Source organism: Streptomyces sp. NPDC060035, assembly GCF_042736635.1.
In the GTDB taxonomy this organism is placed as follows: Bacteria; Actinomycetota; Actinomycetes; order Streptomycetales; family Streptomycetaceae; genus Streptomyces.
In genome coordinates this window covers 126184-150400 of record NZ_JBHWVO010000014.1, presented here as the reverse complement: position 1 = coordinate 150400, position 24217 = coordinate 126184, and the positions used below count along the sequence as shown (strand labels likewise).

General features: G+C 69.6%; 27 protein-coding genes. 23 read left to right on the top strand and 4 right to left on the bottom strand.

Annotation, left to right across the window (positions count from 1 at the left end):
* Nucleotides 1-7 precede the first annotated feature (7 nt).
* From ACFWBQ_RS22750 to ACFWBQ_RS22685, 14 genes are all read left to right on the top strand, one after another.
* Nucleotides 8-1276 carry a CpaE family protein gene (locus ACFWBQ_RS22750; protein ID WP_385491934.1) on the top strand — a complete coding sequence of 423 codons (1269 nt, stop codon included), beginning with the start codon at nucleotides 8-10 and terminating at the stop codon, nucleotides 1274-1276.
* A gap of 5 nt (nucleotides 1277-1281) precedes the next feature.
* The gene (locus ACFWBQ_RS22745) at nucleotides 1282-1695 is read left to right on the top strand and encodes a TadE/TadG family type IV pilus assembly protein (RefSeq protein WP_385491931.1); all 414 of its coding nucleotides are present in this window, start codon (nucleotides 1282-1284) and stop codon (nucleotides 1693-1695) included.
* 6 nt (nucleotides 1696-1701) lie between these two features.
* Nucleotides 1702-2100, top strand: a complete 399-nt coding sequence (locus ACFWBQ_RS22740; protein WP_385491928.1) for a TadE/TadG family type IV pilus assembly protein — start codon at nucleotides 1702-1704, stop codon at nucleotides 2098-2100.
* A gap of 31 nt (nucleotides 2101-2131) precedes the next feature.
* Nucleotides 2132-3469, top strand: coding sequence for a CpaF family protein (locus tag ACFWBQ_RS22735; protein WP_385491925.1), 1338 nt, complete (start codon nucleotides 2132-2134; stop codon nucleotides 3467-3469).
* A gap of 10 nt (nucleotides 3470-3479) precedes the next feature.
* Nucleotides 3480-4415: a type II secretion system F family protein gene (locus ACFWBQ_RS22730; protein WP_385491922.1), complete on the top strand. Its 936-nt coding sequence runs from the start codon at nucleotides 3480-3482 to the stop codon at nucleotides 4413-4415.
* A 13-nt stretch (nucleotides 4416-4428) separates the two neighbouring features.
* The gene (locus tag ACFWBQ_RS22725) at nucleotides 4429-5316 is read left to right on the top strand and encodes a DUF5936 domain-containing protein (protein ID WP_385491919.1); all 888 of its coding nucleotides are present in this window, start codon (nucleotides 4429-4431) and stop codon (nucleotides 5314-5316) included.
* A gap of 10 nt (nucleotides 5317-5326) precedes the next feature.
* Entirely contained in the window at nucleotides 5327-6649 is a 1323-nt protein-coding gene (locus ACFWBQ_RS22720; RefSeq protein WP_385491916.1) for a sensor histidine kinase, read from the top strand.
* 49 nt (nucleotides 6650-6698) lie between these two features.
* The gene (locus ACFWBQ_RS22715) at nucleotides 6699-7841 is read left to right on the top strand and encodes a response regulator (RefSeq protein ID WP_385491913.1); all 1143 of its coding nucleotides are present in this window, start codon (nucleotides 6699-6701) and stop codon (nucleotides 7839-7841) included.
* Between the two features lie 227 nt (nucleotides 7842-8068).
* On the top strand, nucleotides 8069-8299 hold the full coding sequence (locus ACFWBQ_RS22710; RefSeq protein WP_385492122.1) for a hypothetical protein: 231 nt from the start codon (nucleotides 8069-8071) through the stop codon (nucleotides 8297-8299).
* Nucleotides 8299-8937 carry a pilus assembly protein TadG-related protein gene (locus tag ACFWBQ_RS22705; RefSeq protein ID WP_385492120.1) on the top strand — a complete coding sequence of 213 codons (639 nt, stop codon included), beginning with the start codon at nucleotides 8299-8301 and terminating at the stop codon, nucleotides 8935-8937. Before ACFWBQ_RS22710 ends, ACFWBQ_RS22705 begins: the two co-directional genes overlap by 1 nt.
* Nucleotides 8938-8964: 27 nt before the next feature.
* The gene (locus ACFWBQ_RS22700) at nucleotides 8965-9552 is read left to right on the top strand and encodes a hypothetical protein (RefSeq protein ID WP_385491910.1); all 588 of its coding nucleotides are present in this window, start codon (nucleotides 8965-8967) and stop codon (nucleotides 9550-9552) included.
* A gap of 8 nt (nucleotides 9553-9560) precedes the next feature.
* Entirely contained in the window at nucleotides 9561-10217 is a 657-nt protein-coding gene (locus ACFWBQ_RS22695) for an OmpA family protein (RefSeq protein ID WP_385492118.1), read from the top strand.
* 115 nt (nucleotides 10218-10332) lie between these two features.
* Nucleotides 10333-11607 (top strand): hypothetical protein, encoded by a 1275-nt coding sequence (locus ACFWBQ_RS22690; RefSeq protein WP_385491907.1) that lies wholly within the window; start codon nucleotides 10333-10335, stop codon nucleotides 11605-11607.
* A gap of 44 nt (nucleotides 11608-11651) precedes the next feature.
* Nucleotides 11652-12005: a hypothetical protein gene (locus ACFWBQ_RS22685; protein ID WP_385491904.1), complete on the top strand. Its 354-nt coding sequence runs from the start codon at nucleotides 11652-11654 to the stop codon at nucleotides 12003-12005.
* Nucleotides 12006-12122: 117 nt separating this feature from the next.
* Here the strand turns inward: ACFWBQ_RS22685 and ACFWBQ_RS22680 are convergent, their stop codons facing one another.
* From ACFWBQ_RS22680 to ACFWBQ_RS22670, 3 genes are read right to left on the bottom strand one after another with little or no spacing between them, the layout of a single operon-like run.
* Complete coding sequence (locus ACFWBQ_RS22680) at nucleotides 12123-12563, bottom strand: DUF3592 domain-containing protein (protein WP_385491901.1); 441 nt, start codon at nucleotides 12561-12563, stop codon at nucleotides 12123-12125.
* 20 nt (nucleotides 12564-12583) lie between these two features.
* Nucleotides 12584-13165, bottom strand: coding sequence for a hypothetical protein (locus ACFWBQ_RS22675; protein ID WP_385492115.1), 582 nt, complete (start codon nucleotides 13163-13165; stop codon nucleotides 12584-12586).
* A 20-nt stretch (nucleotides 13166-13185) separates the two neighbouring features.
* On the bottom strand, nucleotides 13186-15189 hold the full coding sequence (locus tag ACFWBQ_RS22670; protein WP_385491898.1) for a hypothetical protein: 2004 nt from the start codon (nucleotides 15187-15189) through the stop codon (nucleotides 13186-13188).
* Between the two features lie 254 nt (nucleotides 15190-15443).
* Here ACFWBQ_RS22670 and ACFWBQ_RS22665 point away from each other — a divergent pair, with 254 nt between their 5' ends.
* From ACFWBQ_RS22665 to ACFWBQ_RS22635, 7 genes are all read left to right on the top strand, one after another.
* Nucleotides 15444-16046 carry a hypothetical protein gene (locus tag ACFWBQ_RS22665; RefSeq protein WP_385491895.1) on the top strand — a complete coding sequence of 201 codons (603 nt, stop codon included), beginning with the start codon at nucleotides 15444-15446 and terminating at the stop codon, nucleotides 16044-16046.
* Nucleotides 16047-16384: 338 nt separating this feature from the next.
* A complete protein-coding gene (locus ACFWBQ_RS22660) occupies nucleotides 16385-16756 on the top strand; it encodes a VOC family protein (RefSeq protein WP_385491892.1) in 372 nt (123 codons plus the stop codon).
* 186 nt (nucleotides 16757-16942) lie between these two features.
* On the top strand, nucleotides 16943-17341 hold the full coding sequence (locus ACFWBQ_RS22655; protein WP_385491889.1) for a hypothetical protein: 399 nt from the start codon (nucleotides 16943-16945) through the stop codon (nucleotides 17339-17341).
* Nucleotides 17342-17473: 132 nt separating this feature from the next.
* Nucleotides 17474-19081, top strand: coding sequence for a polymorphic toxin-type HINT domain-containing protein (locus tag ACFWBQ_RS22650; RefSeq protein WP_385491886.1), 1608 nt, complete (start codon nucleotides 17474-17476; stop codon nucleotides 19079-19081).
* Nucleotides 19078-19971: a hypothetical protein gene (locus ACFWBQ_RS22645; protein ID WP_385491883.1), complete on the top strand. Its 894-nt coding sequence runs from the start codon at nucleotides 19078-19080 to the stop codon at nucleotides 19969-19971. The genes ACFWBQ_RS22650 and ACFWBQ_RS22645 overlap by 4 nt, the downstream gene beginning before the upstream one ends.
* A gap of 138 nt (nucleotides 19972-20109) precedes the next feature.
* Entirely contained in the window at nucleotides 20110-21303 is a 1194-nt protein-coding gene (locus ACFWBQ_RS22640) for a hypothetical protein (RefSeq protein WP_385491880.1), read from the top strand.
* Between the two features lie 119 nt (nucleotides 21304-21422).
* A complete protein-coding gene (locus ACFWBQ_RS22635) occupies nucleotides 21423-22193 on the top strand; it encodes a hypothetical protein (RefSeq protein ID WP_385491877.1) in 771 nt (256 codons plus the stop codon).
* Between the two features lie 92 nt (nucleotides 22194-22285).
* Here ACFWBQ_RS22635 and ACFWBQ_RS22630 read toward each other — a convergent pair whose 3' ends face one another.
* Nucleotides 22286-22654, bottom strand: coding sequence for a DUF192 domain-containing protein (locus ACFWBQ_RS22630; protein ID WP_385491874.1), 369 nt, complete (start codon nucleotides 22652-22654; stop codon nucleotides 22286-22288).
* A gap of 105 nt (nucleotides 22655-22759) precedes the next feature.
* Here ACFWBQ_RS22630 and ACFWBQ_RS22625 point away from each other — a divergent pair, with 105 nt between their 5' ends.
* Both ACFWBQ_RS22625 and ACFWBQ_RS22620 read left to right on the top strand, forming a co-directional pair.
* Nucleotides 22760-23551, top strand: a complete 792-nt coding sequence (locus ACFWBQ_RS22625; protein WP_385491872.1) for a prepilin peptidase — start codon at nucleotides 22760-22762, stop codon at nucleotides 23549-23551.
* A gap of 202 nt (nucleotides 23552-23753) precedes the next feature.
* Nucleotides 23754-24209 (top strand): hypothetical protein, encoded by a 456-nt coding sequence (locus ACFWBQ_RS22620; RefSeq protein ID WP_385491870.1) that lies wholly within the window; start codon nucleotides 23754-23756, stop codon nucleotides 24207-24209.
* Nucleotides 24210-24217 lie beyond the last annotated feature (8 nt).

Here is a 24217-nt window from a genome sequence, read left to right as displayed (position 1 = left end):
GGATTGGATGACCACCAGGATCCTCCCGGCCGTCGGTGACGCCGACGCGGCCAGGTCCGTCACCACCCTGCTCAGCCAGCTCCCGGACGCGGAACCCGCGGCGCCGGTCAACGACTCCACGCAGCTCATCGACATGCTCGCCCGGCTCGCCGGCGAGTCGATCGAAGAGCTGCCCGAGGTGGTGCTGGTGCATGAGCGGATCGGTCCGGTGCCTGCCCTGGAACTGATCCGGGAGGTCTCCCTGCGCTTCCCCGCCGTCGGGGTCGTGCTGATCACGGCGGATGCGAGCCCCGGTCTCTTCGCCGCCGCCATGGACGCGGGAGCGCGAGGCCTGGCCACCCTTCCGCTGGGCTACGAGGAACTGGCCAACCGCGTCCAGGCCGCCGCCCTGTGGTCGACGGGCGTGCGGCGCCATCTCGGCGCGGGCGGCGATGTGTTCACCGGTCCCGGCGGCACCGTCGTCACGGTCACCGGCGCCAAGGGGGGAGTGGGGGCGACCGTCGCGGCCGTTCAACTGGCCCTGGCCGCCCAGGCCTCCGGGCACACCGCCGCACTGGTCGATCTGGACCTCCAGACCGGTGACATCGCTTCGTACCTCGATGTGCAGTTCCGGCGCTCCATCGTCGACCTGGCGGCCATCTCCGATATTTCGCCACGCGTCCTGTCCGACGCCGTCTTCTCCCACGGGACGGGCCTGGCCCTGCTGCTGGCGCCCGGTGAGGGCGAACGCGGTGAAGAGGTCAGCGACCGTTCGGCCCGCCAGATCGTCAGCGCACTGCGCTCACGGTACGAGGTCGTGGTCATCGACTGCGGAAGCCAGATGAACGGTGCCAACGCGGCCGCCATCGAGATGGCCGACATCGCCCTGCTGGTGACGACGCCGGACGTGGTCGCGGTGCGGGGTGCCAAGCGCATCGTACGGATGTGGGACCGCCTCCAGATCCGCAAGGCGGAGGAAACGGTCACACTCGTCAACCGCTTCAACCGCAACACGGAGATCCAGCCGCCCCTGATCCAGCGGATCACCGGAACCCGCATGGCGGGTACGGCGATCCCGGCGAACTTCAAGGAACTGCAGGGTGCGGTCGATTCGGGGCGGATGCATGAACTGGACCCACGCTCCACGGTGAAACAGGCCCTGTGGGCCCTGGCGGGGGAGCTCGGACTCGTGAAGCCTTCTCCGGGAACGGAGTCGCGTGGCGGCGCGCTGCGCGGCGACAGAGGCTCGATCGGAGGCCGCCGACGCAGAGGCGGCATGACCAGCGGGGAGGGCTGAGACCCATGAGGACCACGGGAGCACGAGCCGGTATACGGGCACGACTGAGAAGCGACCGCGGGCAGCTGATTGTCGAGTTCGCCGGGATGCTGCCGATCATCCTGATCACGCTGGTGCTGCTCTGGCAGGCGGTCCTGGTCGGCTACACCTTCGTCCTGGCGAGCGGCGCCGCGGACCAGGGCGTACGCAAGGCCGTCGCTGCGGGCGCCTGGAACCGGCGGGAGGTGTGCGCCGACGCCGTGCATGAACGGCTCCCGGATTCCTGGGACGGACCCGCGACGATCCACGAGTGCGGAACCGCGGGGGACGACATGGTCAAGGTCAGCATCACCCTGAGGGCCCCCGTCCTCTTTCCCGGCTTCGCGAGCCTCCCCATCCCGATCGACGCAACGGCCGGCGCGGCCGCGGAAGGAAAGTGAGGGGCCATGAGACCGATACGGACGCTGCGGCCGGTCGTGGCCGCAGCCACCGGCCGGAACCGGGACCGGGGCTCGACCGCCATCGAGTACCTCGGTTTCCTGCCCGTGCTCATCCTCATCGGCCTCGCGGGCATGCAGCTGGGCCTGGTCGCCTACACCGCGCAGCAGGCGGGGACCGGTGCCAGGGCCGCCGCCCGGACGGCCTCGCAGGACGGCCTGTACGGCTCGTACGAGCGGGTCGGCAAGGCTTCGATGACCGACTGGGTGGCCGAGCGGTCGACGATCGCCCCGCCGAGGGGAGTCGACACGGTGACGGTGAAGGTCACGGTGAAGATCCCGGACGTTCTGCTCGGTCTGCTCGGTGACCGGACCGTCGAGAAGTCCGCCACCATGCCACGCGACTGAGCGCACCCATCCCACCGGAGGAGTACCACCCATGAGTCTGCGGGCACGCATCACCGCCCCCGAGGAGCACGGAGGAGGGCGGGAGGACGGCCATCTGGTCGCCACCTACCGCGCGAAGCTTCTCGAGGAGATAGACCTCGCGGAGATGTCCTCGCTCGCCGCGGCCGACCGCCGGGCCCGTCTGGAGCGCGTACTCGGCCACATCATCAGCCGCGAGGGCCCGGTGCTCTCCACCGTCGAGCGCTCCCAGCTCATCCGCCGGGTCGTCGACGAGGCGCTCGGGCTGGGTGTGCTGGAACCGCTCCTCGAGGACGCCTCCATCACGGAGATCATGGTCAACGGACCCGACCAGATCTTCGTGGAGCGGGCCGGCAAGGTCGAGCAGCTCCCTATGCGGTTCGCCAGCCATGAGCAGCTCATGCAGACGATCGAGCGCATCGTCTCCACGGTCAACCGCCGGGTGGACGAGGCCAATCCGATGGTGGATGCCCGCCTTCCCAGCGGTGAGCGCGTCAACGTGATCATCCCGCCGCTCTCGCTCACCGGTGCGACGCTGACCATCCGCCGCTTCCCCCGGTCCTTCACGCTCCAGGAGATGGTCGGCTTCGGCTCGATCGACCAGCAGATGCTGATCCTTCTGGCGGGCCTTGTCCAGGCCAAGTTCAACGTGATCGTTTCAGGAGCCACGGGTACCGGGAAGACCACCCTCCTCAACGCACTGTCGGGACTCATCCCGGACGGCGAACGCATCGTGACCATCGAGGACTCGGCCGAACTCCAGCTCCAGCAGAGCCATGTGATCCGGCTGGAGACCCGTCCGGCGAACGTCGAAGGAAAGGGCCAGGTCACCATTCGCGACCTGGTCCGCAACTCGCTGCGTATGCGCCCCGACCGCATCGTCGTCGGTGAGGTCCGAGGCGGCGAATCGCTTGACATGCTCCAGGCGATGTCGACCGGCCACGACGGTTCGCTGGCGACCGTGCACGCCAACAGCGCCGAGGACGCCCTGATGCGTCTGCAGACCCTCGCCTCCATGTCCGAGATCAAGATCCCCTTCGAGGCCCTGCACGACCAGATCAACAGCGCGGTGGACATCATCGTCCAGCTCACCCGGCACGCCGACGGCGCCCGCAAGGTCACCGAGGTCGCGGTGCTCGACTCGCACGGCCGCGATCCGTACAGGATCGTGACCGTGGCCCGGTTCAACGCCCGGCCGATGGGCACCGACGGTGTGGTCCACGGCGAGTTCCAGGCCCTCCCGCTCCCGCGTCGCGTCGCCGACCGGTTCCACATGGCCGGACAGCCGATCCCCCAGGCCTTCGGGGTCGCCCCCTCCGACGAATATCTCGCCACCCGAGAGGCTCGATAGGTACCTCGACATGGACAACCTCGCACCTCTCACCATCGGCGTCACGCTGCTGTTCTGCGTCCTCGGCGTCATGGGCCTGCATACCTACCACTCGGGTAAGTCCCAGCGTGAAGCCCTCGTCGACAGGCTTTCGGCGACGGGACAGATCGACCTCGGCCCGCACCGCCGCTTCCGGGGGCTCGACCGCCGGCTGCGCCGCACGAAGCTCGGCAAGAGGATCGAGCTGAGGCTCGCGGCCACCGGCCTCGACATCACACCGGGCGAATACTTCCTCTACGTCCTGTGCTCCGTCGCCGCCCTCTGGCTGATCGCGGCCTCCGCGCTGGCCGCGTTCTTCGGCCCGCTGGCAGGGCTCATCGGGATCTGGGGTGCCAATACGTTCCTCAGCTGGCACCGCACCAAGCGCACCGAAGCCTTCATCAGCCAGTTGCCCGAGATCTCCCGGGTACTGGCCAACGCCACCCAGGCCGGCCTCTCCCTGCGTACCTCCATCGCCATGGCCGCAGACGAACTCGAGGCTCCGGCGGGCGACGAGCTCCGCGTCGTCGCCGACCAGCTGGCGGTGGGCCGCACCCTCGACGACGCCCTCGACGAACTCGCCCAGCGCCTGCCCTCCCGCGAACTGGTCGTGCTCGTCTCCACGCTGATCCTCTCCAACCGGGCCGGTGGCCAGGTCGTCTCCTCGCTGCGCAACCTCACCATCACCCTGGAGGAGCGCAAGGAGACCCGGCGCGAGGTCCGGACCCAGCTCTCGCAGGTCAACACCACCGCGTACGCGGTCCCGGCCATCGGCGTGGGGGCGATGCTCCTCGTGAACTCGATCCTTCCCGGAGCGCTCGACCGGATGACGGCGTCCGTCGCGGGCCAGATCGCGGTGGTCGTCTCACTGGGCCTCTACGCCCTCGGATTCGTCGCCATCCGCCGCATTTCCAAGATCGATATCTGAGGAGGGGACCGGTATGGAACTGCTGCTCGCTCTAGTCGTCGGCCTCAGTGTCTTCGGAGCCTTCAAAGGCATACGGATGTACCGGGCCGAGGCGAAACTCCCCGGCGACCTCGCCATCGCCCTCGAAGTGGGATCCACCCGCACCACCGCGGTGGGCTCCGGTATCGACCGGCTCGGGATGCGCTGGGCGCCCCTGGTGCTCCGGCTGATGGGGCCGAAGCAGGTCAACGAGAAGCGCCGCAAGATCGACATGGCGGGCAACCCCGGCGGCCTCACCATCGACCGCTACGCCGCACGCCGAGCCGTCTACGGCGGTCTCGGCGGCTTCGCCGCCTTCGCGATGCTCACCAGCGGCAAGATCTTCATGGCGTTGTTCATGATTGCGTTCGGCCTCTTCTGGGGCGAGGTCGGCATCTGGGCCGCCGTACGCAAGCGCAAGGACGACATCGACCGCACACTTCCCGACTTCCTGGACGTCCTGGCCGTCGTCGTCTCCGCCGGGCTCGGCTTTCGGCAGGCACTGGACCGGGTCGCGGAGAAGTACCAGGGGCCCTGGTCCGACGAGCTGCGCATCACCCTGCGCCAGATGGACATGGGCGTCAGCCGCCGGCAGGCGTTCGACGAGCTGCGCAAGCGCAACGAATCCGAACAGGTCGCCATGTTCGTCACGGCGCTCCAGCAGGGCGAGGAACTCGGTGCGCCGATCGTCGACACCCTCATCGCCATCGCGGGCGACATGCGCCGCACGGATGCGCAGAACGCCCGGCGCAAGGCGGCCAAGGCGGTTCCGAAGGCCACCTTGATGGTCACCACGTTCATGATTCCGGCGACCATGATCCTCATGGGCGCCGCCATGCTCCTCGGATCCGACACCGACCTCGGTTCCCTCACAGGAGAGTGAGCGAGAGCCGATGACCATCCCGCTGCAGTCGGACCCGCCCGAGGAGTCCCAGAGCGCCGCCCTGTCCACCCCGGCAGGCCCGGCGCCCACGGTCTCCATCCAGGTCAACGCCCTTCAGGCGCTGGCCCGACAGGTCTTTCTCTTCCGGCTGGCCATGATCGCCATCGGCACCCCGCAGGCCCTCGACAACAGTGCTCCGGGTCTCGCCGGATGGCTGGTGGGCTCGGCGGTGCTGGCGACGGTCGTCGGCTCGTACGCCCTGTACCGGGACTGGGAACGCTTCGGACCGCTCCTCGTGCGCCACCCGCTGCTGCTCGGCATGGACACCGTCTTCGGCGCCCTGCTCCTCTTCACCGCCACACCCGAATCGACCCTCGGTTACGCGGTCGTCTGCACCCCGCTCCTGGCCGGACTGCTCTACGGCTGGCGAGCCGCCGGGATCTTCGCCGTCGTCCAGAGCCTGATCCTGGCCGCGGCCTACGGCGCCGACGCTCACCTCCAGCCCGGTCTGGCCAGCGTCCTGCTGCTCCCCGGCTTCTGCGTTCTTGCCGGTGCGGTCGGCGTGGCACTGCGCAATCTCATGCTCCGTGTCGGGTCGGCAAGCCAGGCACTGACCGAGACCCGGGCCCGCCTCGCCGTCAGCGTGGCGGTGGAGGACGAACGCGCCCGACTGGCCCGTGAGATGCACGACTCCGTCGCCAAGACCCTGCACGGCCTGGCTCTGGCGGCCGACGGTCTGGCCCACTCCTCCGACCGGATGGATCCGCTGACCGTCAAGCACCAGGCAGAACTGGTAGCCAGGTCCGCTCGCCGGGCTGCCGCCGAATCGCGTGAACTGCTGTCCGACCTGCGCCGCGAATCCGGTCTGGACGGCGGGGTCGACATCGTCATCGAACTCCGGGCCAGGGCGGAGGACTTCACCAGACGCCACGGAATGAACGCCGTGTTCCGCACCCTTGGCGAAGCGCCGGTGCCGTTGGTGCCGCAGGTCGTCGCGCGTCAGCTGCTCACCGTCGCCTCCGAAGCGATGGAGAACGCCCACCGGCACGCCCACCCCACCTATCTTGTCGTCCTCGCGGGCATCAAGGGCGACGTCCTTCGCGTCAGCGTGTACGACGACGGCCAGGGCCTGCCCGCGGGTACCACGCTCGACGACCTGAAGCGGGCAGGCCACTTCGGCCTCGTCGGCATGGTCGAACGCGCAGCCTCGATCGGCGCCCGCATCCGCATCGGCAAGGGCCGGGCGGCCAAGGGCACCGAGGTCCGGGTGGAACTGCCGACAGCCGCCCTCGCACCGACCCTGCACAGCCGCCCCGCACCGCAACCGAACTGATCAGCCAACCGAACCTTCGTCCCCACACACCTTGAGAGGAGGTCGCAGAATGCCGGACGACGTCTCCCGCGCGTCGGGACAGAACTGGGCGGCGCACAACCACGCCTCCCAGCACACGTCCCCGCACGACAAGCCGCTCACCACAGACATCAGCTCACCCGGATTCCCTGCCCCCCAGCCCTCCGCAGCCCCTCCGCAATCTGCAGTCCCTCAGCCCTCCGCCGTCCCCCCGCAAGCTGTGGCATCTCAGCCATCCGAAGCGATGCCGCCGTTCCCGGCCGCTCCGGACCTGCCGGCGGCCACCGCCCTGCGAGTCGTCGTCGCAGACGACAACCCGGTGGTACGGGCGGGGCTGGGAGTCCTGCTCAGCGGCCGCGTCGACATCGAGGTCGTGGCAGAGGCCGCGGACGGCCGCGAGGCCTACGACGCCGCTGTACGCCACCGGCCGGACGTCGTTCTGCTCGACGTCCGGATGCCCGGCGTGGACGGCATCTCCGCTTTGCCGCACCTCGTGCAGATTGCACCCGTGATGATGCTGACGTACAGCCGCGAGAGCGACATCGTCCATGAGGCGCTGCGCCTGGGTGCGGGCGGCTACCTCGTCCACGGCGAGTTCACGGCCGACCAGCTGGTGCAGGCGGTACGCGACACGAAGAGCGGCCGTGCCCACTTCACCGCCACTGCGGCCAATGCCCTTCTCGCCCATATGCGCCAAGGCCCGGACCAGCAACCGAGGCACCTCCCGGAGGGCCTCGGAGCGGCCCTGTCCACCGGCGTCCCGTACGCGGGCCCCGGCTATCCGGCCCAGCCGCCGGGGAGCGGGCCCTACGGGCCTCCCGCCCCCGGGCCCTCGGGGGTGCGACCCGCAGACGGACCGCAAAGCCTTTCGCACATGCAACCTGTTGTGGCACAGTCTTCGACAGATGCAGGACCACATCGGGTGCAGCCGTCCAACAAGCAGCAGTTCGACCTGAGTTCGCGGGAGGTGGAGGTCATGGAGCTCATCGCCTCGGGCATGAGCAACCAGCAGATCGCCGCGACCTGCTTCATCAGCGAAAAGACCGTCAAGAACCACATCAACAGGATCTTCACCAAGCTGCACAGTGGCAGCCGCAGTGAGGCGATCGCCCGTTGGCTCGGTACTGCGCCGAGCGCGGGACCTGGAACGAGGGGGACAGGCAGCCATGGCTGAACGGGGGAGGAGCGACCCCATCACGGGGACGCGGATAGGACGACGGGCCCAACGCGGGTTTTGGGCCCGGCTTTGGGCCCTGGGACCCTGCGCCGAACAGGGTGTCCCGCCGTACGTTTCTCATGTCGCCAACGGCACCGGCCAGGAGGAAGCCGGTAACGGAAGCGGCACCACAGAGACATACGCGTCGGCCGGCTACCGGTCGGCCGAACCCGGAGGGGCACACCATGAGCAACCTGATGCTGAAGGCTTCCGTCAACGCCAAGGTCTGGGCGAACACGTCCGTCGAGCGTATGAAGGCCCGGGCGGACCGGGGGCAGGGCGCGGTGGAGTACCTGGGCATCATCGTGGTGGTCGTGGCGATCATCGCGGCGCTCATGACGACGAACATCGGAACCACGATCGGGACTGCCATCACTACCCAGATCGGCAAGATCACGGGCGGCGGCGGCGAGTAATCGCCAGACAGACGCGTGAGGCAGGGCAGGCTTTCCCCATCTACATCGTGGTGGTGGCGGGCCTGCTCTTCCTTGCGTTCGCGTACTTTGCCGTCGGCCAGGCATCCATGAAGAAGAACGAGGCCCAGACCGCTGCCGACGCGGCCGCGCTTGCCGCCGCGCAGGATGCGCGCGACAAGCTGAGCTGGCCCAGCGTCTTCGACCTCGATCAGTGGGACGACCTGCTGAGTGGGCGTGGTGTCGACGCGAGCTCCTGTGCAGCCGCCGACTGGCTCGCTTCCAAGAACGACGCCCGTTCGATCAGCTGCGACCCGGACTACTGGCCCGAGGCGTCGTACACCATCAAGGTCGAAACGAAGAAGCCCGTCGGTGACTCGGTGATCGCCAGTACGAAGACGGAGAAGGCCAGGGCCACCGCCAGAGCGGTGATCGAGCCCCGCTGCCGCATCGAAGAGGACACCCGTCCCACGCCGAGTCCTTCCGAGGAGGATGACGGCGACACGGGCGACGGCGAGGAGCAGAAGTCCTACAAAGTCGTCTGCGATGACGATGACGATGACTTCAGCATCGACCCGAAGAATCTGAAACTCCTGCCGGATCTGGCAGACCTTTTCTCCGTCCACCTGGCCGACAAGTAAGTGAACGACACCGAGAGGACCACGCCGATGCGTGCAGCCATGACCCGGATTCGACTCAAGGGGGCAGCTGTGGCTGCCGCCTCTGTAGCCATGGCTGTCGTGCTGACGGCATGCGGGGGCGACACGGGATCCGACAAGCCGGAGAGCAAGACCAAGGAGCCCTCCGCTTCCTCCGACGGTCAGAAGAGTCAAGCGCCTGCACCGGCTGAAGAAGACGATGGACAGGTGCTCGCCACGATCACGGGCAAGGACGGCGTGGTAGCCACCGTCAGCTCGGCCAAGCGAGAGTCTGGCGGGTTCATCACGGTCAAGGGACGGGTGGCGAACGGCTCCAAGCAGATTTGGGCAGCTGTCGGATGGCAAGGAATGGAGCAGGAGCTCGTGAACAACGGGGCTTCCATGGCAGGTGCTTCGTTGGTAGATCGAGAGGGCAAGAAGCGTTACCTGATCCTCCGTGACACTGATGGCCGCTGCCTGTGCACAAAGTTCGAGGGACTTCCGCCCGGGGGAGAGGCACCGTTCTTCGCCCAGTTCCCCGCACCGCCGGAGACCACCTCAGAGGTCGAGTTCCAGATCCCGACCATGCCCACCGCGACGATCAAGATCTCGGGGTGACGACCGCCATGCAGCCACCCACCCCCACACGCGTCGCGTCACGCAGCGCGATGCGCCACCGCGTCGGTCTCTTCGCTGCCGCAGCGGTAGTTCTCGGCACGTCCACCCTCTGGGGAGCGACCTCCGCAACGGCAGACGACAGTCCCACGGCCGTCCCCAGCGCCTCACCGCCGGTAGAGATCGACGCCAATTCACCTGGCCTGATGCTCGGTGACGGCGCGACCCTCGGTGACGTCCGCGTCCTCGACATCAAGTCCATCGTCGAGGACCTGAGCGGCGAGGAGCGCCGGGCGGACACCAACGCGGACATCACCTTCGCGCTGCAGGCCGAGGTCCTCTTCGGCAAGGACAGCGCAAAGCTGAGCGGCGCGGCCAATGCGCGGATCAACGCGATCGCCGAGGAGATCAAGACCCAGAACGCCACCAAGGTGCGGGTGTTCGGGTTCACCGACAACCTCGGCTCCTCCGCCCACGGCGACGTGCTCTCCAAGCAGCGGGCCAATGCGGTGCAGGGCGTACTCGCCCAGAAGCTCCCGAGCGTCACCTTCGAGATTCGTGGCTACGGGGAGCAGTACCCGATCGCCGACAACGCAACCGAAGAGGGCCGCAAGAAGAACCGCCGCGTGGAGGTCTCCTTCCCACGCACCAGCGGGTCGCAGAGCTGATACGCAGTCCCCGGGGGTCCGGTGCCGTGACCGTGTGGTCACGGCACCGGACCCCTGCGCGCGGGTGCGGTGCCGTAAGAATGGGGTCCCGGTGTCGGCAGTGAGGAACGGAATGATGGCGTGGTCCCGAGGCGGTGCCGCCATCGCAGTGGCGGCGCTCTGCGTTGCGCTGCTTCCGGGGAGAGCCGTTGCAGCGATCCCCGCCGAAGATGTACCGGGGAGCGCCCCGGCCTACCGGCCTGCCGCCGACGCGGTGCCGATCGAGGGGACCGCATCGAGTGCGGACGGTCCCGAGCTGGAGCGCGCCGGCATCTACACGGACACCATCGGCCGGGGGCAGAAGAAGTACTACCGCGTCCAGCTGGATGACACGTCCAACGCCTTCGTCTCGACGGTACTTGCGCCCCCTCCGGGTTCGCGGAGCGGGATCCTCGACGGTATCCGGGTCTCGCTGGCCTCCACCGACGGTACGCAGTGCGGCACCGGCGAGAGCGTGACCTTCGGAGGCGAGTCCACCCGCCCCGTCGCGGGCTATGCGTCGCGCCGCATCGAGTCGAACCGGCCCTGCCAGCAGGCCGGGGAGTACCTCTACACCGTGGAGTGGGCGGGAGCGGGGACCGGCGGCGCCGCTGCCCAGGACTGGCCCATCGAGCTCACCTATATGGCTGAGCCCGGCCTGAAGCCGGGCGCCGCCGACCCCCAGGTGCCGACCGGCTGGAGCTCGAAGGCGCCCTCGTCGAACTCCGGCACCCCGAGGAAGGCCACCGGCGGCACGGGTTTCAACGATGCGGCCGCAGTGGACCAGGGCGCCTGGAGGGACGACGTCCGGCCCGGCGAGAGCCGCTTCTACAAGGTGCCGGTCGCGTGGGGTCAGCAGCTGTTCCTGCGGGCCCAGCTGGCCAACTCCGCCTCAGGAAGTGGGTCTTTCGCCGTCAACGGGCTGCGATTGGCTCTCTACAACACCGCGCGCGGTCAGGTCGCGGACAAGTCCACCAGCTACACGGGCGCGCCCACCGGCCTGGATCTGGGCACGGCTCCGGCCGCCTACGCCAACCGCTCGTCGAGCGGCTCGGGAGGGCAGCAGGCGATGCGCTTCCAGGGCTGGTACTACATCCAGGTCTCGCTGGACCCCAAGGTGCCCAGCAGCGTCCCGTTGACGCTCGACGTCGACCTCAAGGGGACGGCGCAGGCGGGTCCGGCCTACGACGGTGACGCGGAGGCGGCAGGATTCGGCCTCGCTGACACAGGCGTAGCAGCTGGAGGCAGTGTCACGATGCGGGTGGTCGGCATCGCCGGGATCGGAATCGGAACGGTACTCGTGCTGGGCCTGGGTGCCTGGTACGCAATCGGCCGACGGGGCCGCCGCTCGGCCGGCGCCCATGCGGCCTGACGCCGCGATCGAAAGGGCCGTGCGTCTCCTCGGACACTGACCGCGTGCACACGGTCGCCGCAGAGTTTGTTGATGTCGTCCACGTCCGAAGTGACGACCATCCGCGGTCCTGCACGATCCAGGGCGGTCGCTGCCACCACGGAGCCGATGGCGTAGGTGTGGCCGTGGAGGTTCGCCTTGCGGAGCGGATCGATGGCCTGTCACGTGATCGCTTCTGTAACGGGCAGCACTTCAAGGGGGACACGTGCCACCGGAAGCGGTCCGTACGAACCTTCGAATGCCAGGCTTCGATCACCGTCGGATCACTGACGGCGACCAGCTTCGAGGCCAACAACGTGCTGCGGGCGGCCGGCGCACTGGAGCCGCGCGCCGCCCCGTTCGACCGGGGCACGTTCTGACACCGGGGCAGGCACCTGGGGAACGCGCCGGGGTCCGGGCGACGGATCCGACGCCCCGGCCCGCCCGCAGATCGCGCGGTCACGGTCCGGGCAGCAGAGCGCGGAACCCGTACCGGCTCACAGCATCGCCGCGAACCCCGCGATCAGTCCCACCGAGAACAGCCCCAGCACCACCGCGAACACTGCCGGCATCAGCAGAGGTCCCCATGCCCCCGGCCCCGCCACCGTGGCGCGCCCGGACGGGTCTGCGGGGTCGTACGTGACCCGTATCGGTGCCCCGACCTCGAAGCCGAACGGTCCCGGAGCATGGTCGGTGAACTCCACCTCCCGGCCGTCCGGGGTGCGGAAGGCGAAGACGTACTCCGTGCGGTAGCGGTTCTCCGTCCCGGACCCGCGGTCCTCCACGCGCCGGTCCGAACACCGGCCCTCGACGTGTTGTCCGTGCCGCACCAGCCGCAGCACCCGGATCAGCCGGAGGGCGGAACGGACTGCGAACGCGCCGAGGAACAGGCCGAACAGCAGCAGGAAGGTGGCCGTGCCACCGGGCAGTACGTCCATGAACGCGGCTCCGGAACGGGTTACTTGACGGTGATGGACTCGACGAACGCATCGAGATCGGCCGGGCTCAGTGCGCCCTTCACGGCGTTGACCCGGATGGCGAACGGTACGTCCTTCGAGTCGACACCGGCCACCACGATCCCTGTCATACGGGTTCCCTTCGGGGGAGTCCGTTCTTCGCCCGACGAGGTGAACTCGTAGTCGATCCTCCGTGCTTCACGGGCGCTCTCCTCACCGCTGAGCCGCACGTCCTTGGTGTCCTTGCGGGTCGCGCCGAACCCGATTCCGGCGCCCGCCGCAGCCGCCGCCTCTTCGGCGTCGCTGACGCCGGTGGCGAAGTTCAGCTGAACCGACACCATGCCGGTGCGCAGCCCGCCCTCCTCCTTGAGGGCGACCGCGGCATTGGCCTCGGCACGCTCGGCCGCCGGCTGCTCGGCGTACCCCTGGTCCTCGGGGTAGCCGACCGACAGGCTCTTCGTGTCGAGCGTGCCCCATCCGTCGGGGACCGCGGCGGCATCCGTACCGCCGCAGCCCGTGAGCAGGGTCAGGCCGAGGGCGACTGCGGCAGCCGCGCCGAGCGCCTTTGACTTCGTCAACGTCATCGCCTCTTCGTCGTGCGTGTTCACTGCGCGCAGTAGCTGTACGGGAGGTACGTGCGCTGGTCGCCCCGCGGAGCTCCGAGGAACTGCGCGTCCGTCAGTGTCTCCTTCTTGTGCTCGTCGGAGATCGAGAACCCGAGGCTCATGCCGAGCGAGACCTCGAAGCCGAACTCCTGGGCGTCCGTCTCGCCGTGGTACTGCATGGTGCTCGACAGGCCGTCCTGGAACATCATCTGCTCGAAGGGGTCGTTACCGGCAGGCTTCTTCTGCAGGGACTTGTCGCCGAACATGTACTCGAACGGGGCGGTGTTGTTTCCGTTGCCGTCCAGCCACTGCTCGGCGAGGGCGCGCTTGTCCTCCGTGGCCTTGTCCGTCTCCTTTCCGAAGACGATCGAGTTCGTCTGGACCTCGATACCGGTCTCGCCGGAGGAGTCGGTGACGCTTCCCTTGCCGCCCCGCTTGTCCTTGTCCTTCTGGCCGTTGTCGCCGCCGGCCTCGCCCTTGTCGGACGTCGAGGTCTTCTCCACCGTCTTCGTCATGTCGATCCGGACGATCTTTCCGGTCTTCTGGTCGCGGGTGACGGTGATGGCGCCCGTGTTGGTGTTCTTCGCGCCGGCTGTGCCGCCCAGCGGGCCTGCGGTGCCGCCGACCTTGCCCTCGAGTTCGAGCTTGGCGGTGTACGTGTACGACTCGTTGCCGTTCACGTCGTCCTTGGTGATGGTCACGTCCGGCGAGAACTTGGCCTTGCCGCCCAGCTTGGCGCCGAGCTTGGTGTCGTCGCCCGCCTTGATGGACAGACCGCCGTCCGCGTACACGTTGAGGCCGATGGTCGAGTAGGAGATCTTCTTGTCACCGATCTTCTTCTCGATGTCTTCCTTCTTCTCCGCCCACTTCATGCCGGAGTACCAGCCGCCGCCGTAGCCGCCGCTGTGGGTCATCGAGGTCTCCCACATCTTCATTTCCTCGATGTCGTCCCGCATCTTCTGGGCATCCGCCTCGCTCTTGAACACCCAGGTGTCACCATTGGTGATCTTGATGCCGCCGCCGATGTCGACGTCCGCCTTGCCCAGACTGCCGAGCTTGACGCCCGGGGTGCTGGCGTTGACGCCCGCCGACGCGGCGTCGGTGAAGGTCATGTAGACGAGCTTGTCGTTCTCGTCGACCTTTCCGTCCTCGTTCACATCGGTGTTGGCCTGGGCGACCTTCTGCTGGAAGCCGTACTCCTCGCCCCACTCGAACCAGCCGATCTTGACCTTGCCGCCCGCGGTGTCGGAGACGTTGGAGATCTGGCAGAGCTTGGGCTCGTAGTCGGCGTCGGTCTTCGGCTTCGCCGTGCCGTTCCCACCGGTGGTGCAGCCCGCGCCGGCGCCGGTCAGCGAGCTGATCGCGCACCGGATGCCTTCCCCGATCCGGCCGCCGATACCGGCCATGGCCAGCGCGCTGATCAGCGCGACGACCAGGACGATGACGCCGAGATACTCCGTGGCCGTGGCTCCGCCGTCGCGCCAGTTGTACGCATGCGGGTACGGCAGCGGGGATGCGGACGGCGTGCCGCGCTCCTCCATCAGCCGGTCCAGCGCGAGCCCCACGGCCGCGCCCGTGGCCATGGAGACGATCGGCATCAGGATGCCCTCGGTGCCCACGACGTCCCAGGAAACGACGTAGCCGTACAGGAGCCCGGCCACCGGGACGGCCAACGTGCCGAGCACGTACAGGAAGCGTGAGCCGCGCTGCTCGTCGGGGAGGGCGCGGGCGGCGCCCAGGACCGTCAGTACGGTGACGAGGACACCGGGCAGATGCAGCAGGGCCAGTCGCCATCCGAAGAGTTCGAGTCGTTCATCGGTGGCGAGTGTCTCGAAGAGTGCCCGTGTGACGAGGAAACCGGCGGCAACGTAGATGAGGGCGCCCGCAGCCCAGCTGCGGGTGAGAGGGAAGAACCAGCCGCGTCGAGCGCCCGGGGTCCCGCCGGGGACGCGCCCCGGCGATATGTGGCCCGCGCCTTTGTCTCCCCAGCCGCCACCGCTCACGGTCCAACCCCTCTCCGAACGCACGCATGTTGCCCTGTCGGGCGTGAGCGTACGGCTGGAATGCGCCCGTGACCTGGGCCCTCGGCCCCAAAACCGGGCCCAAGTGCGAGTGACGTACCGGACGATTCCGGTTTGGGCCGGGGGTGGGTCCCTGGACCCACGCGCCGGGCCGGGGCGGCTGAATATTCTCGCTGGTGAGCCGGTCGGCCGGCGCCGAAGCGAAGTGTTCACGCGGTGAAGGGGTGAGGCGTTCCATGGGTGCCGGGTTCTTCCACTCGTACCACCTGGGCTGGACCCGGGTGGATGCCGGGACACTGCTCGGCGATCTCGAAGCGGCGGGGCTCCGGCTGGCCCACCCGGTCAGCGGGCGCATCGTGCTCGACAGTCAGGACCCCGCATCGCCGGGGTCCTGCGGGACCCGGTCGCCGGTCTCCAGGGAGCAGCTTCTCTCCATCGCCGGGCTGGAGAGACTGGACGGGATCGGTGTGCGGCTGTGGGTGAGCCATGACATGGACGTCCTGATGCGCATCCGCCGGGCGGGGCCGCGGGTGGCCGTGGCCGAGTTCGGCCTCGGGGAGCTGCCTCCGAGGGAGCTGGAGAATGCCGTGCGGGCGATCAGGCTGACGGTCGGGCGGGCGTCCGTGCTGTGCATCGGGTTCGTCGTCGACCGCGAGGGTGTGACCGCGGGGACGGACTGGGACGGGGTGGTCGTCGACGGGACGGCCGGTCTCGACGAGTGGCCCGACGTCCTTGCCGTGCGGGAGGACATCGCGACCCGGCATCCGCAGCTGGCGGCCCTCGAGCCGGTCGACCAGTCACCGTGGCGGGTGTTCGGGAACGCCGCCCTCAGCGTGTGACGTGCCCTCGACGGCGAAGCCGGCCGTTCAGGCCCCGGAGTCGCGGACCGGCGCCTCGGCTCTCGACTGCGTGAGCGTCTTGCTGCATGCCCGCCGCAGTGCGCGTGCCGCGGACTGCACCTACTGCACCTCACCGGCATCCATGCTCCCGCGCAGGGACTCCCCGTTCAGCGCTTCACCGGCTCGCCGTCAGGGCGCAGGCCGTGCCTTGGCGCTGCGACGTGCACAACTGACGTGCGCAACCGACGGGCGCTGCGGCGGGACGGGGAAGCCGACGGCCGTCGTCGGCCCGCACGGCCAGGGTCTGTCCGGGCGACAACCCGGGCACACTGGCCGACATGCCTCTCTCCCTGCATCACGTCGTCATCGACGCCCACGACCTGCCCGCCCTGGCCCGGTTCTGGGCCGAGGTACTGGGCTGGCGGATCCTGTCCGAGCGGGAGCGGGAGGTCGTCATCGGGCCGGACGAAACCGCGCCGGTGGGAATCTGCTTCATGCCGGTGACGGACCGTAAGGTCGTCAAGAACCGCCTGCACCTCGATCTGACGTCCGCCGCACAGGACAGGGAGGCCGAGATCGAGCGCATCCTCGCACTCGGCGCCCGCAGGGCGGACGTCGGGCAGAGCGGCAACGAGTCGTGGACCGTGCTGGCCGATCCGGAGGGGAACGAGTTCTGCGTGGTCCGCCCGAAGGAGACCCTCATCGGTTGAGGACGTGCCCGGGCGATCACGTTCCACGCCGGCTGACGGTTCCTGCCGGCGCGGTGCGAGTTGGGTCCCTGGGCCCAAGACGGGTGGCCGTCCGGGAATTAGCGTCGGCGCTGCAGGTGATCGACGCCCGTCCCGGCGCTCCCCCACGGCGCCGGGCCGGGCCGCAACCGGAAGGTGACGACGGACATGCCCACGGCTGAGCAACTGACCCTGACCGACGAGGAGTCCCGGCTCCTGCAGCAGGGTCTGATCGAGTGGAGCGGCCCCGCACGCTGCACGGAGGAGTTCGCCGTGGCCATGGGCTTCGACAGTACGCACGACCTGAACCGCCGGGGCATGTGGATCCGCAGCGCCCTCGCCGCGAGAGAGGCTCTGGACCCCATGGACTGGGCGAGGGCCCTGCTTGCGACGGAGCTCGCCTTCGCCAGCGATGTGGTCGGCTCGGGATACGAGTGGTCGACCACCACCGGATGGCCCGACGACACCACCGTGCGCGTCCTGCGCTCGACCCAGCTGAAGCTGATCCGCACGGTCGCCCCGCTGATCGGCCGGGGCCTCGGCACCCGCGGCGAGGCCGAGCGCTAGGGGAGTCCGGCCCGAGTCCGCAGAGTTGGGCCCGCGGGCCCAAGACAGGGCGTATCGCGGGTGGTTAGCGTCGTATGCATGTCAGTTCTGGGGGATGTGCGTCGTCGGTTACGCCGTTGGTCGCGGAGGGCTGTGCCGCGTACGGATGTGCGCCTGGCGGGTCTGCGTAGGCCGCAGCGAGGTCAGGGCGCGATCGAGTATCTCGGCCTGGTCGCCGTGGTGGCGGCCATTGTCGGTGCGCTGCTGGTGACCGGGATCGGCCCTCAGCTGGCGGAGCGGTTGGGTACGGCTGTCTGTCAGGTGACCGGTGGCAGCAACTGCGGTGGCAGTGGCGGTCCGGAAACGCAGGGCGGCGACTCGGGGTCGCCGGGTGATGGGCTGCCGGCGTCGGACGACGGTGCTCCGAAGTCGCAGACGCAGATCGACTACGACGCTGCGCTGAAGGAGCTCCAGGACGCGCAGAAGGACGAGAAGACCAGTTCGGACAAGGCTCTTGAGGCGGCGAAGGAGCTTGCCAAGATCCTTGCCGAGGAGCTGGGGATCACGGACGCCCTGGACTGCATCACCAAGGGCGACATGGGTGCGTGCACCGAGACGTTGATCAATGTGCTGTTGAGCCTTGTGGGCGGTGCGGTCGGGAAGCTTGCGGCGAAGTACGGGGCGCCGTGGAAGTGGAAGAAGGCCGCTCAGCTGATCAAGAAGCTCAAGAAGCACGGCGGGGATCTGTACGACGGGCTGAAGGGCCTGATCAAGAACCGTAAGAAGGTTCAGGACGCCGAGAAGAAGCTCGCCGACGCGAAGAAGAAGCTCGACACGGAGAAGAAGGACCCGCCGAAGAAGGACGACCAGCCGGAGAAGCCGACCACCTGTCCGGTGAGTCACAGCTTCCCGCCCGGCACCCCGGTCCTGGTCGCCACCGGCAAGCGTGTCCCGATCGAGTCGTTGCGGGCAGGGGACGAAGTCGTCGCCACCGACCCGGTTCGCGGTGTCTCCGGGGTGCGCAGGGTGACGGAGACCTTCACTACGTACGACGACAAGGAGTTCACCCGGCTGAGCACCTCCGCCGGTCAGGTCACGGCCACCGACACACACCCGTTCTGGCTCACCGGCCGGCAGCGGTGGGTGGACGCCGGCGACATCGTGACCGGAGACCGGCTGCGGCTGCCGGGTGGAGCTTCGCTGCTCGTGACCGGGGTCTCCCGGTACACCGGGCAGCAGACGACGCACGACCTGTCGGTCGAGGGAGTCCACGCGTACTACGTCGGCATCGGCGCCGCCAGCGCGCTCGTGCACAACAACGACTGCGAATTCGAGACGGATCCGAGCGTCAAGGGCCCCGCAGCCGGCAAGAAGCTCAAGCCGCCGCACGCCCGTCACACCGTCGCAGGGGCGCGCAACGGCATGGTCAAGGAGAAGAACACCGTCATCCTCAAGGGCAACGAGGCGAACGTCCAGAACGACATCAAGGGGATCGCGGAAGGCAAGGGGAAGCTCGTCGACAACGGCAGCGCCTACGAGATCAACGGCCGTAAATACGGGGTGGAGGAGAACGGCCGGACGTTCCCGATCTCCGGCAAGGGCCTCGTGGAACTCGACAGGAACGAGTACGCGGCCCTCAAGGAGATCGCCAAGGCGGGAGGAAAGACGGATTCGCCCGCTTTGACAAGGAACCCCCGCTTCGCCAACCATCCCGAAGTGATCGAGAAGGCCAAGAAGGTCTACGACGGGACCTATTCGTGACTGTGCTCTACAACTTCCTCACGGTGCACCGGCCGGAGCCGCAGACCATCGCGGCGGCCCTGGCCGGTGCGATCGGTCTGCCGGTGGCGGACGCGGACGTGGCCGACGAGGACGATGAGCAGACGTACGACCGCAACTGGGACGCTCCGGTGCTCTGCACCTACCGCGGCGTGGGCGGGGACGTGGCGCTCGCCTGGGATGTCTCCGTGTCGGACGCCGTGGCGTCCCCGCCCGACGAGGCGGAGGCGGCACTGCGGCTGGCGGGCCGGCTCGGTACGACCGTGTTGTATCCCGCACAGGAGCAGGCGCCGTCGGCCTACTGGGCGGCGGGCCCGGACGGGACGGTTACCCGGGCACGGTTGCTGGAGACCGACGGCGAGGGGGACGGAGAGGCCCCGGCCGTCGTGGTCGACGCGGTCGAGGCACCCATGGCGCAGCTTCCGGCCGCCCGTGTCGAGGTACTGGCCGAGATCCTGCGGGAAGAGAAGCTGCCTACCCCGGTCGCCGATGGATTCGCGGACATCACGGACCCCCGGCGCACCGCCCCCGCGGAGAGCCCCGTGAACCGCGCGCGCGAGGCGCTGCTGCTCTGGGAGCGGCTGGTACGCCGCATCGCCGCCGACTGGGCGCCGACCGGACGCTATCCGTTCGAGTTGTACGTCGAGGACCTCGGCACCCGCGACCGTCTGGAGGAGCTGATCGGGGCGGCCTCGGGCGAGGAGCGGGAGCCACTGGCCGGAGCCGTCACGGCGCTCGACGCGGTGTTCCGCGCACACACGGAGGGCGACGCCGGCGCGCTGCTCGGACGTCTCACCCGCTCGGGTGCGGCGGTTGCCGAGCGCGGCTGGTGGTGGTCCCGCCGCCCGGCCCGGCTGCCCTGGGAGCGCTGAGGGCGCGGGCCCGACGCCGACGGCCCCGTGACGGGCGCACGGACCCCGGGGCCGACCCGCCGGGTGACGCGGGCGTGGAGGCAGCGGCGGCACCGGCGATTGGGAGCAGGGCGGGCGCCTGTGGTCATAATCGGCCGCATGCCCGACAACCTGACCAGCACCCGGCCGCCGGGGCCGCCTCCGCACCGGCGCGCCGTCCGCCTCCGCGCGGCGGCGGCGTTCCACGCCGCAGCCCCTGCCCTCGCGGCCTACGCGGGCGTCCGTGTCATCGGGCTCGTCGTCCTCTGGGCCTCCGCTTCCCTCGCGGGCAAGGACGCACTCAAGCTGCTCGGCGGTCGCTGGGACTCCGTCTGGTACCAGCGCATCGCCGAGCACGGTTACCGCTACACCGTGACCCTTCCCGACGGCAGCATCCACTCCGACCTGGCCTTCTTCCCGCTCCTGCCCGCGCTGGAACGCGCCCTCGCCGAGGTGACCCCGCTCACCGTCCGGGGAGCGGGAATCACGGTTGCCTGGGCCGCGGGGCTGCTGGCCGCCTGGGGGATCTTCGCCGTCGGGGCGCGACTGCACGGCCGGCGCACCGGGGTGGTGCTGGCGGCGCTGTGGGGCGTGTATCCCACGGCGTTCGTGCAGTCGATGGCGTACACCGAGACACTCTTCACCGCGCTCGCCGCCTGGGCGCTGTACGCAGTGCTCAGGGACCGCTGGATCGTGGCGGGCGGGCTGTGCGTCCTGGCGGGGCTGACCCGGCCCTCGGCGGCCGCGCTCGTGGCCGCACTGGCGGTCGCGGCCCTCGCCGTCCTCGTACGGGAGTACCGGGCGGGCGCCCGGGAAGGCCTCCTGCGGCGGCATGCCCGCATGCTGGCGGGTGTCTGCCTCGCACCACTGGGCTGGCTCGCGTACGTGGTGTTCGTCGCCGTGCGGGAGGGCAGCCCGTTCGCGTACTTCGAGGTACAGGCGGCCTGGGGCAACAGCATCGACGGCGGCCGGGCGCTGGCCTCCTTCATCGTCGGCCTGCCGCTGCCCGCCGCGCTCGGCCTGTGCGTGGCGCTCGGGCTGCTGGCGTGGCTGGTAGCCCTGTGCGTACGGCAACGGCAGCCGCTTCCCGTCCTGGTGTACGGCATCGCCGTCGTCGTCATCTCACTGATCGGCTCCGGGTACTTCGGGTCCCGGCCGCGGCTGATGATGCCGGCGTTCCCGCTGCTCCTCCCGCCCGCCGTCGCGCTGCTGAGGCTGCGTACGACGGCCCGTACGGCCGCGGTCGTCGGCGTGCTCGCCCTGGCCTCCGCCGCCTACGGGGCCTGGACGCTGCTCGGCTCGGGGCCGCCCTGATCGCGGCGGAGTCCGCAACGCTTCCCGCTCGCCGTTTGGGCCCACGGGCCCACGCGCCCGCGGCCTCCCGGTTGTTAGCGTGCAGACTCCGGGTGCACTGTCGGTCAGGAGCGTTGACGATGAAGGTACGTACGACTGTCATGGCGGCGACCGTGGCCGTCCTCTGTCTCACGGCTGGCGCGTGCGGGCCGGACGACAGCGCGGACAAGGGCGACGGCAAGGACGGCGGGAAGGCCGGCAGCAAGGCGAGTGCCTCGCCCACTCCGGGTGCCGACGCCGGATCCGCTCCCGGTCCCACGCCCACCAGCAACGGCAGGACGCTCACGGAGGCCGAGCTCACCGAGGTGGCCCTGGTCAACGGCGAGCTGCCGGAGTACGACTTCGCCAAGATGCCGGGCGGCGACGAACGCGGCACCGAGCAGTCCGAGGACGAGGCCTGCCGGCCGATTGCCTCGATCATCAACGGATCGCCCGAACCCGCCCCGGCCGCCACCGTCTTCCGTACGGCCATGGACACCTCGGAAGAGGGCCAGGACGACCAGACGGTCGTCACCGAGATCCTCACCTCGCACGCACCCGGCGGGGCCGAGCAGCTGCTCCGCTCGGTCCGGGACGCGGTGAAGGCCTGCGCGGACGGCTTCCGTACGACGAGCGACGACGGGCCGTCCACGTACAGCGGGGTCAAGGCGCTGCCCGCGCCCGAGGCGGGGCAGGAGTCGCTCGCCTACCAGGTGACGGGCAGCATCGAGGGGGAGGGCGTGCCGCTGGTCTTCCAGCTGGTTCGGACCGGGTCGACGGTCGTCACCTTCTACGCCGTCAACTTCCTTTCGGCCATGACACCGGAGGTACCGGCCGAACTCGTCACCGCCCAGGTGGCCAAGCTCCCCTGAGGCCCGGAGGGTGTTCGGCCCGCTGCCCGGCCTGTCCGGCCCGAACGGCTCCGGGGCGCTGGAAGGAGGCTCGCAGCCCCCCCTGCCCCCTGCTACCGGGTCGCGGCGGCGACCTGGACCCGCGCGCCCGGCCGCAGTCCCCACTTCTCCATCGCGCCGGCCTCCGACTCCACCACATGACGGGCGCGCAGCCGGGGCATGCCGAGGCGGCCCGGCTTCATCGTGCGGACCGCCAGGACGTTGAACTTCCGGTCCAGGTAGGCCACATCGATCGTGAACCGCATCCGGAAGGTGTGCACACTCCCGCACGGTGTGATCAGGAGTGCCCCGTCGACGCCCTGCACACCCAGCAGCCCCCGCGTCCGCGCCCGGTAGGACGCCGCGATCCGCAACGGCACCTCCTGTGCGTGCGAACCCGTACCGACCGTCAGCGTTCCGCTGCCATTGCGCCATTTCCCCATGGGCACCGACCGTAGCCCCCGGAGCCCGGATGTGGGTCCGGATGGGCCACCGGTGGGCCCCAGGGCCCAAGACCCCTGCCGTGCCGCCGGATTAGGGTCGGCACCGTGGACGCCACACTGATTGCGGTCGCCGCGCTCTGGGGCGCCGCCACCGGACTGCTGCTCCCGCGCGCCGCCTACCGGTTCTCCGTCGAGCCGGAGGAGCCCTGGCGGGACGTGTGCCCGGCCGGGCACGCACTCACCGGGCCGGGCCGCGGCTGGCTCGGTTCGACCCGGTGTGCGACCTGCGCCGTGGCCGTCCCCTCGCTCCCGGGAGGCGCGGCCCTGCAGGGGCCCCCGCCGGCCGGACGGCACCGCTACGCACCCGCGGTCCTCGCCCCCGTCGTCACCGTCCTCGCGTGCGCCGCGCTCGCCGCCGCCACCGGCGCCCGGCCCGAGCTCGCCGTCTGGCTGCTGCTGGCCCCGGTCACCGTGCTCCTCGCCGTCATCGACCGCCGGGTCCACCGGCTGCCCGACCGGCTGACCCTGCCGCTGGCCGGCGCCGCCGCCGTGCTCCTGGGGGGCGTTGCCCTGCTGCCCGAGCACGCGGGGTCCTGGACCTCGGCCCTGCTCGGCGGTGCCGCGCTCGGCGGCTTCTACCTCCTGCTGTTCCTGATCAACCCGAACGGCATGGGCTTCGGCGATGTGAAGCTGGCCCTGGCCCTGGGCGTCGCGCTCGGCTGGTACGGGTGGGCGGTGCTGTGTGCGGGAGGCTTCGCCGGGTTCCTGCTCGGAGCGCTGTACGGCGTCGGCCTGATGCTGGTGCGACGGGCAGGGCGCAAGACGGGAATCCCGTTCGGCCCGTTCATGATCGCGGGTGCGCTGCTGGGCCTGCTGTTCGGTGGACTGGCCGCCTGACCGGCCCACCGGCACCCCTGGTGCCGGTCTTTCTGCTCACTGCGCCCGGTCACTGATCGGGGCCGGCAAGCCGGGGTAGCGCCAACGGGCCTACGCTGAAGTCGGTTTCGCGGCCGCCGGATGCAACGGCAGCACCCGCTCCTCCGTCCTACCCATGGGTAGTGCGACCCTGGTGGCTGAGCGCACAGCGAAGGAGCAGCTCATGACGGTGGGAAGGGACACACCCGGCGAAGAGATCCGCCGGCCCGCCGGCCGGCCGCGCCACGGCAACGCCGACTGGCTCACGGGCGCGCGAATCACCGCCGTCCACGGCCTGTTCTACCGTCCCGAGGGACGCGCCGGAGAGCCGGAAGCGGTCGAATTCGTGCTCGCGGGCGGTCAGTCGGTCCTCATGACGTGCGCCTCCGACTGGACGCTGCGGATCACGTCGGGCGCCTGGCCCGGACTTCCCGACTGGTGTGTACCCGCGGGTCAGTGGCAGTTCGCCCCGCTGAGCCAGCTGCCCCCGCCGCCGTACGGAGGGGCCTGGACGGTCGTCGGCACCCAGGAGCGCCGGGACGAGCACGGTGAGGTGCACGAGGCCGTCATCCGGTGCGAGAACGGCGACTTCGTGGTCATCGGCGGGGACACGGTGGCGATCCGCTTCGTCCGCAGCTGAACGGTCGC

Coding starts and splice junctions, on each gene's coding strand:
- ACFWBQ_RS22750 (WP_385491934.1), top strand. CDS start 8: ATGACCACCAGGATCCTCCCGGCCGTCGGTGACGCCGACGCGGCCAGG.
- ACFWBQ_RS22745 (WP_385491931.1), top strand. CDS start 1,282: ATGAGGACCACGGGAGCACGAGCCGGTATACGGGCACGACTGAGAAGC.
- ACFWBQ_RS22740 (WP_385491928.1), top strand. CDS start 1,702: ATGAGACCGATACGGACGCTGCGGCCGGTCGTGGCCGCAGCCACCGGC.
- ACFWBQ_RS22735 (WP_385491925.1), top strand. CDS start 2,132: ATGAGTCTGCGGGCACGCATCACCGCCCCCGAGGAGCACGGAGGAGGG.
- ACFWBQ_RS22730 (WP_385491922.1), top strand. CDS start 3,480: ATGGACAACCTCGCACCTCTCACCATCGGCGTCACGCTGCTGTTCTGC.
- ACFWBQ_RS22725 (WP_385491919.1), top strand. CDS start 4,429: ATGGAACTGCTGCTCGCTCTAGTCGTCGGCCTCAGTGTCTTCGGAGCC.
- ACFWBQ_RS22720 (WP_385491916.1), top strand. CDS start 5,327: ATGACCATCCCGCTGCAGTCGGACCCGCCCGAGGAGTCCCAGAGCGCC.
- ACFWBQ_RS22715 (WP_385491913.1), top strand. CDS start 6,699: ATGCCGGACGACGTCTCCCGCGCGTCGGGACAGAACTGGGCGGCGCAC.
- ACFWBQ_RS22710 (WP_385492122.1), top strand. CDS start 8,069: ATGAGCAACCTGATGCTGAAGGCTTCCGTCAACGCCAAGGTCTGGGCG.
- ACFWBQ_RS22700 (WP_385491910.1), top strand. CDS start 8,965: ATGCGTGCAGCCATGACCCGGATTCGACTCAAGGGGGCAGCTGTGGCT.
- ACFWBQ_RS22695 (WP_385492118.1), top strand. CDS start 9,561: ATGCAGCCACCCACCCCCACACGCGTCGCGTCACGCAGCGCGATGCGC.
- ACFWBQ_RS22690 (WP_385491907.1), top strand. CDS start 10,333: ATGGCGTGGTCCCGAGGCGGTGCCGCCATCGCAGTGGCGGCGCTCTGC.
- ACFWBQ_RS22680 (WP_385491901.1), bottom strand. CDS start 12,563: ATGGACGTACTGCCCGGTGGCACGGCCACCTTCCTGCTGCTGTTCGGC.
- ACFWBQ_RS22675 (WP_385492115.1), bottom strand. CDS start 13,165: ATGACGTTGACGAAGTCAAAGGCGCTCGGCGCGGCTGCCGCAGTCGCC.
- ACFWBQ_RS22665 (WP_385491895.1), top strand. CDS start 15,444: ATGGGTGCCGGGTTCTTCCACTCGTACCACCTGGGCTGGACCCGGGTG.
- ACFWBQ_RS22660 (WP_385491892.1), top strand. CDS start 16,385: ATGCCTCTCTCCCTGCATCACGTCGTCATCGACGCCCACGACCTGCCC.
- ACFWBQ_RS22655 (WP_385491889.1), top strand. CDS start 16,943: ATGCCCACGGCTGAGCAACTGACCCTGACCGACGAGGAGTCCCGGCTC.
- ACFWBQ_RS22640 (WP_385491880.1), top strand. CDS start 20,110: ATGCCCGACAACCTGACCAGCACCCGGCCGCCGGGGCCGCCTCCGCAC.
- ACFWBQ_RS22635 (WP_385491877.1), top strand. CDS start 21,423: ATGAAGGTACGTACGACTGTCATGGCGGCGACCGTGGCCGTCCTCTGT.
- ACFWBQ_RS22630 (WP_385491874.1), bottom strand. CDS start 22,654: ATGGGGAAATGGCGCAATGGCAGCGGAACGCTGACGGTCGGTACGGGT.
- ACFWBQ_RS22620 (WP_385491870.1), top strand. CDS start 23,754: ATGACGGTGGGAAGGGACACACCCGGCGAAGAGATCCGCCGGCCCGCC.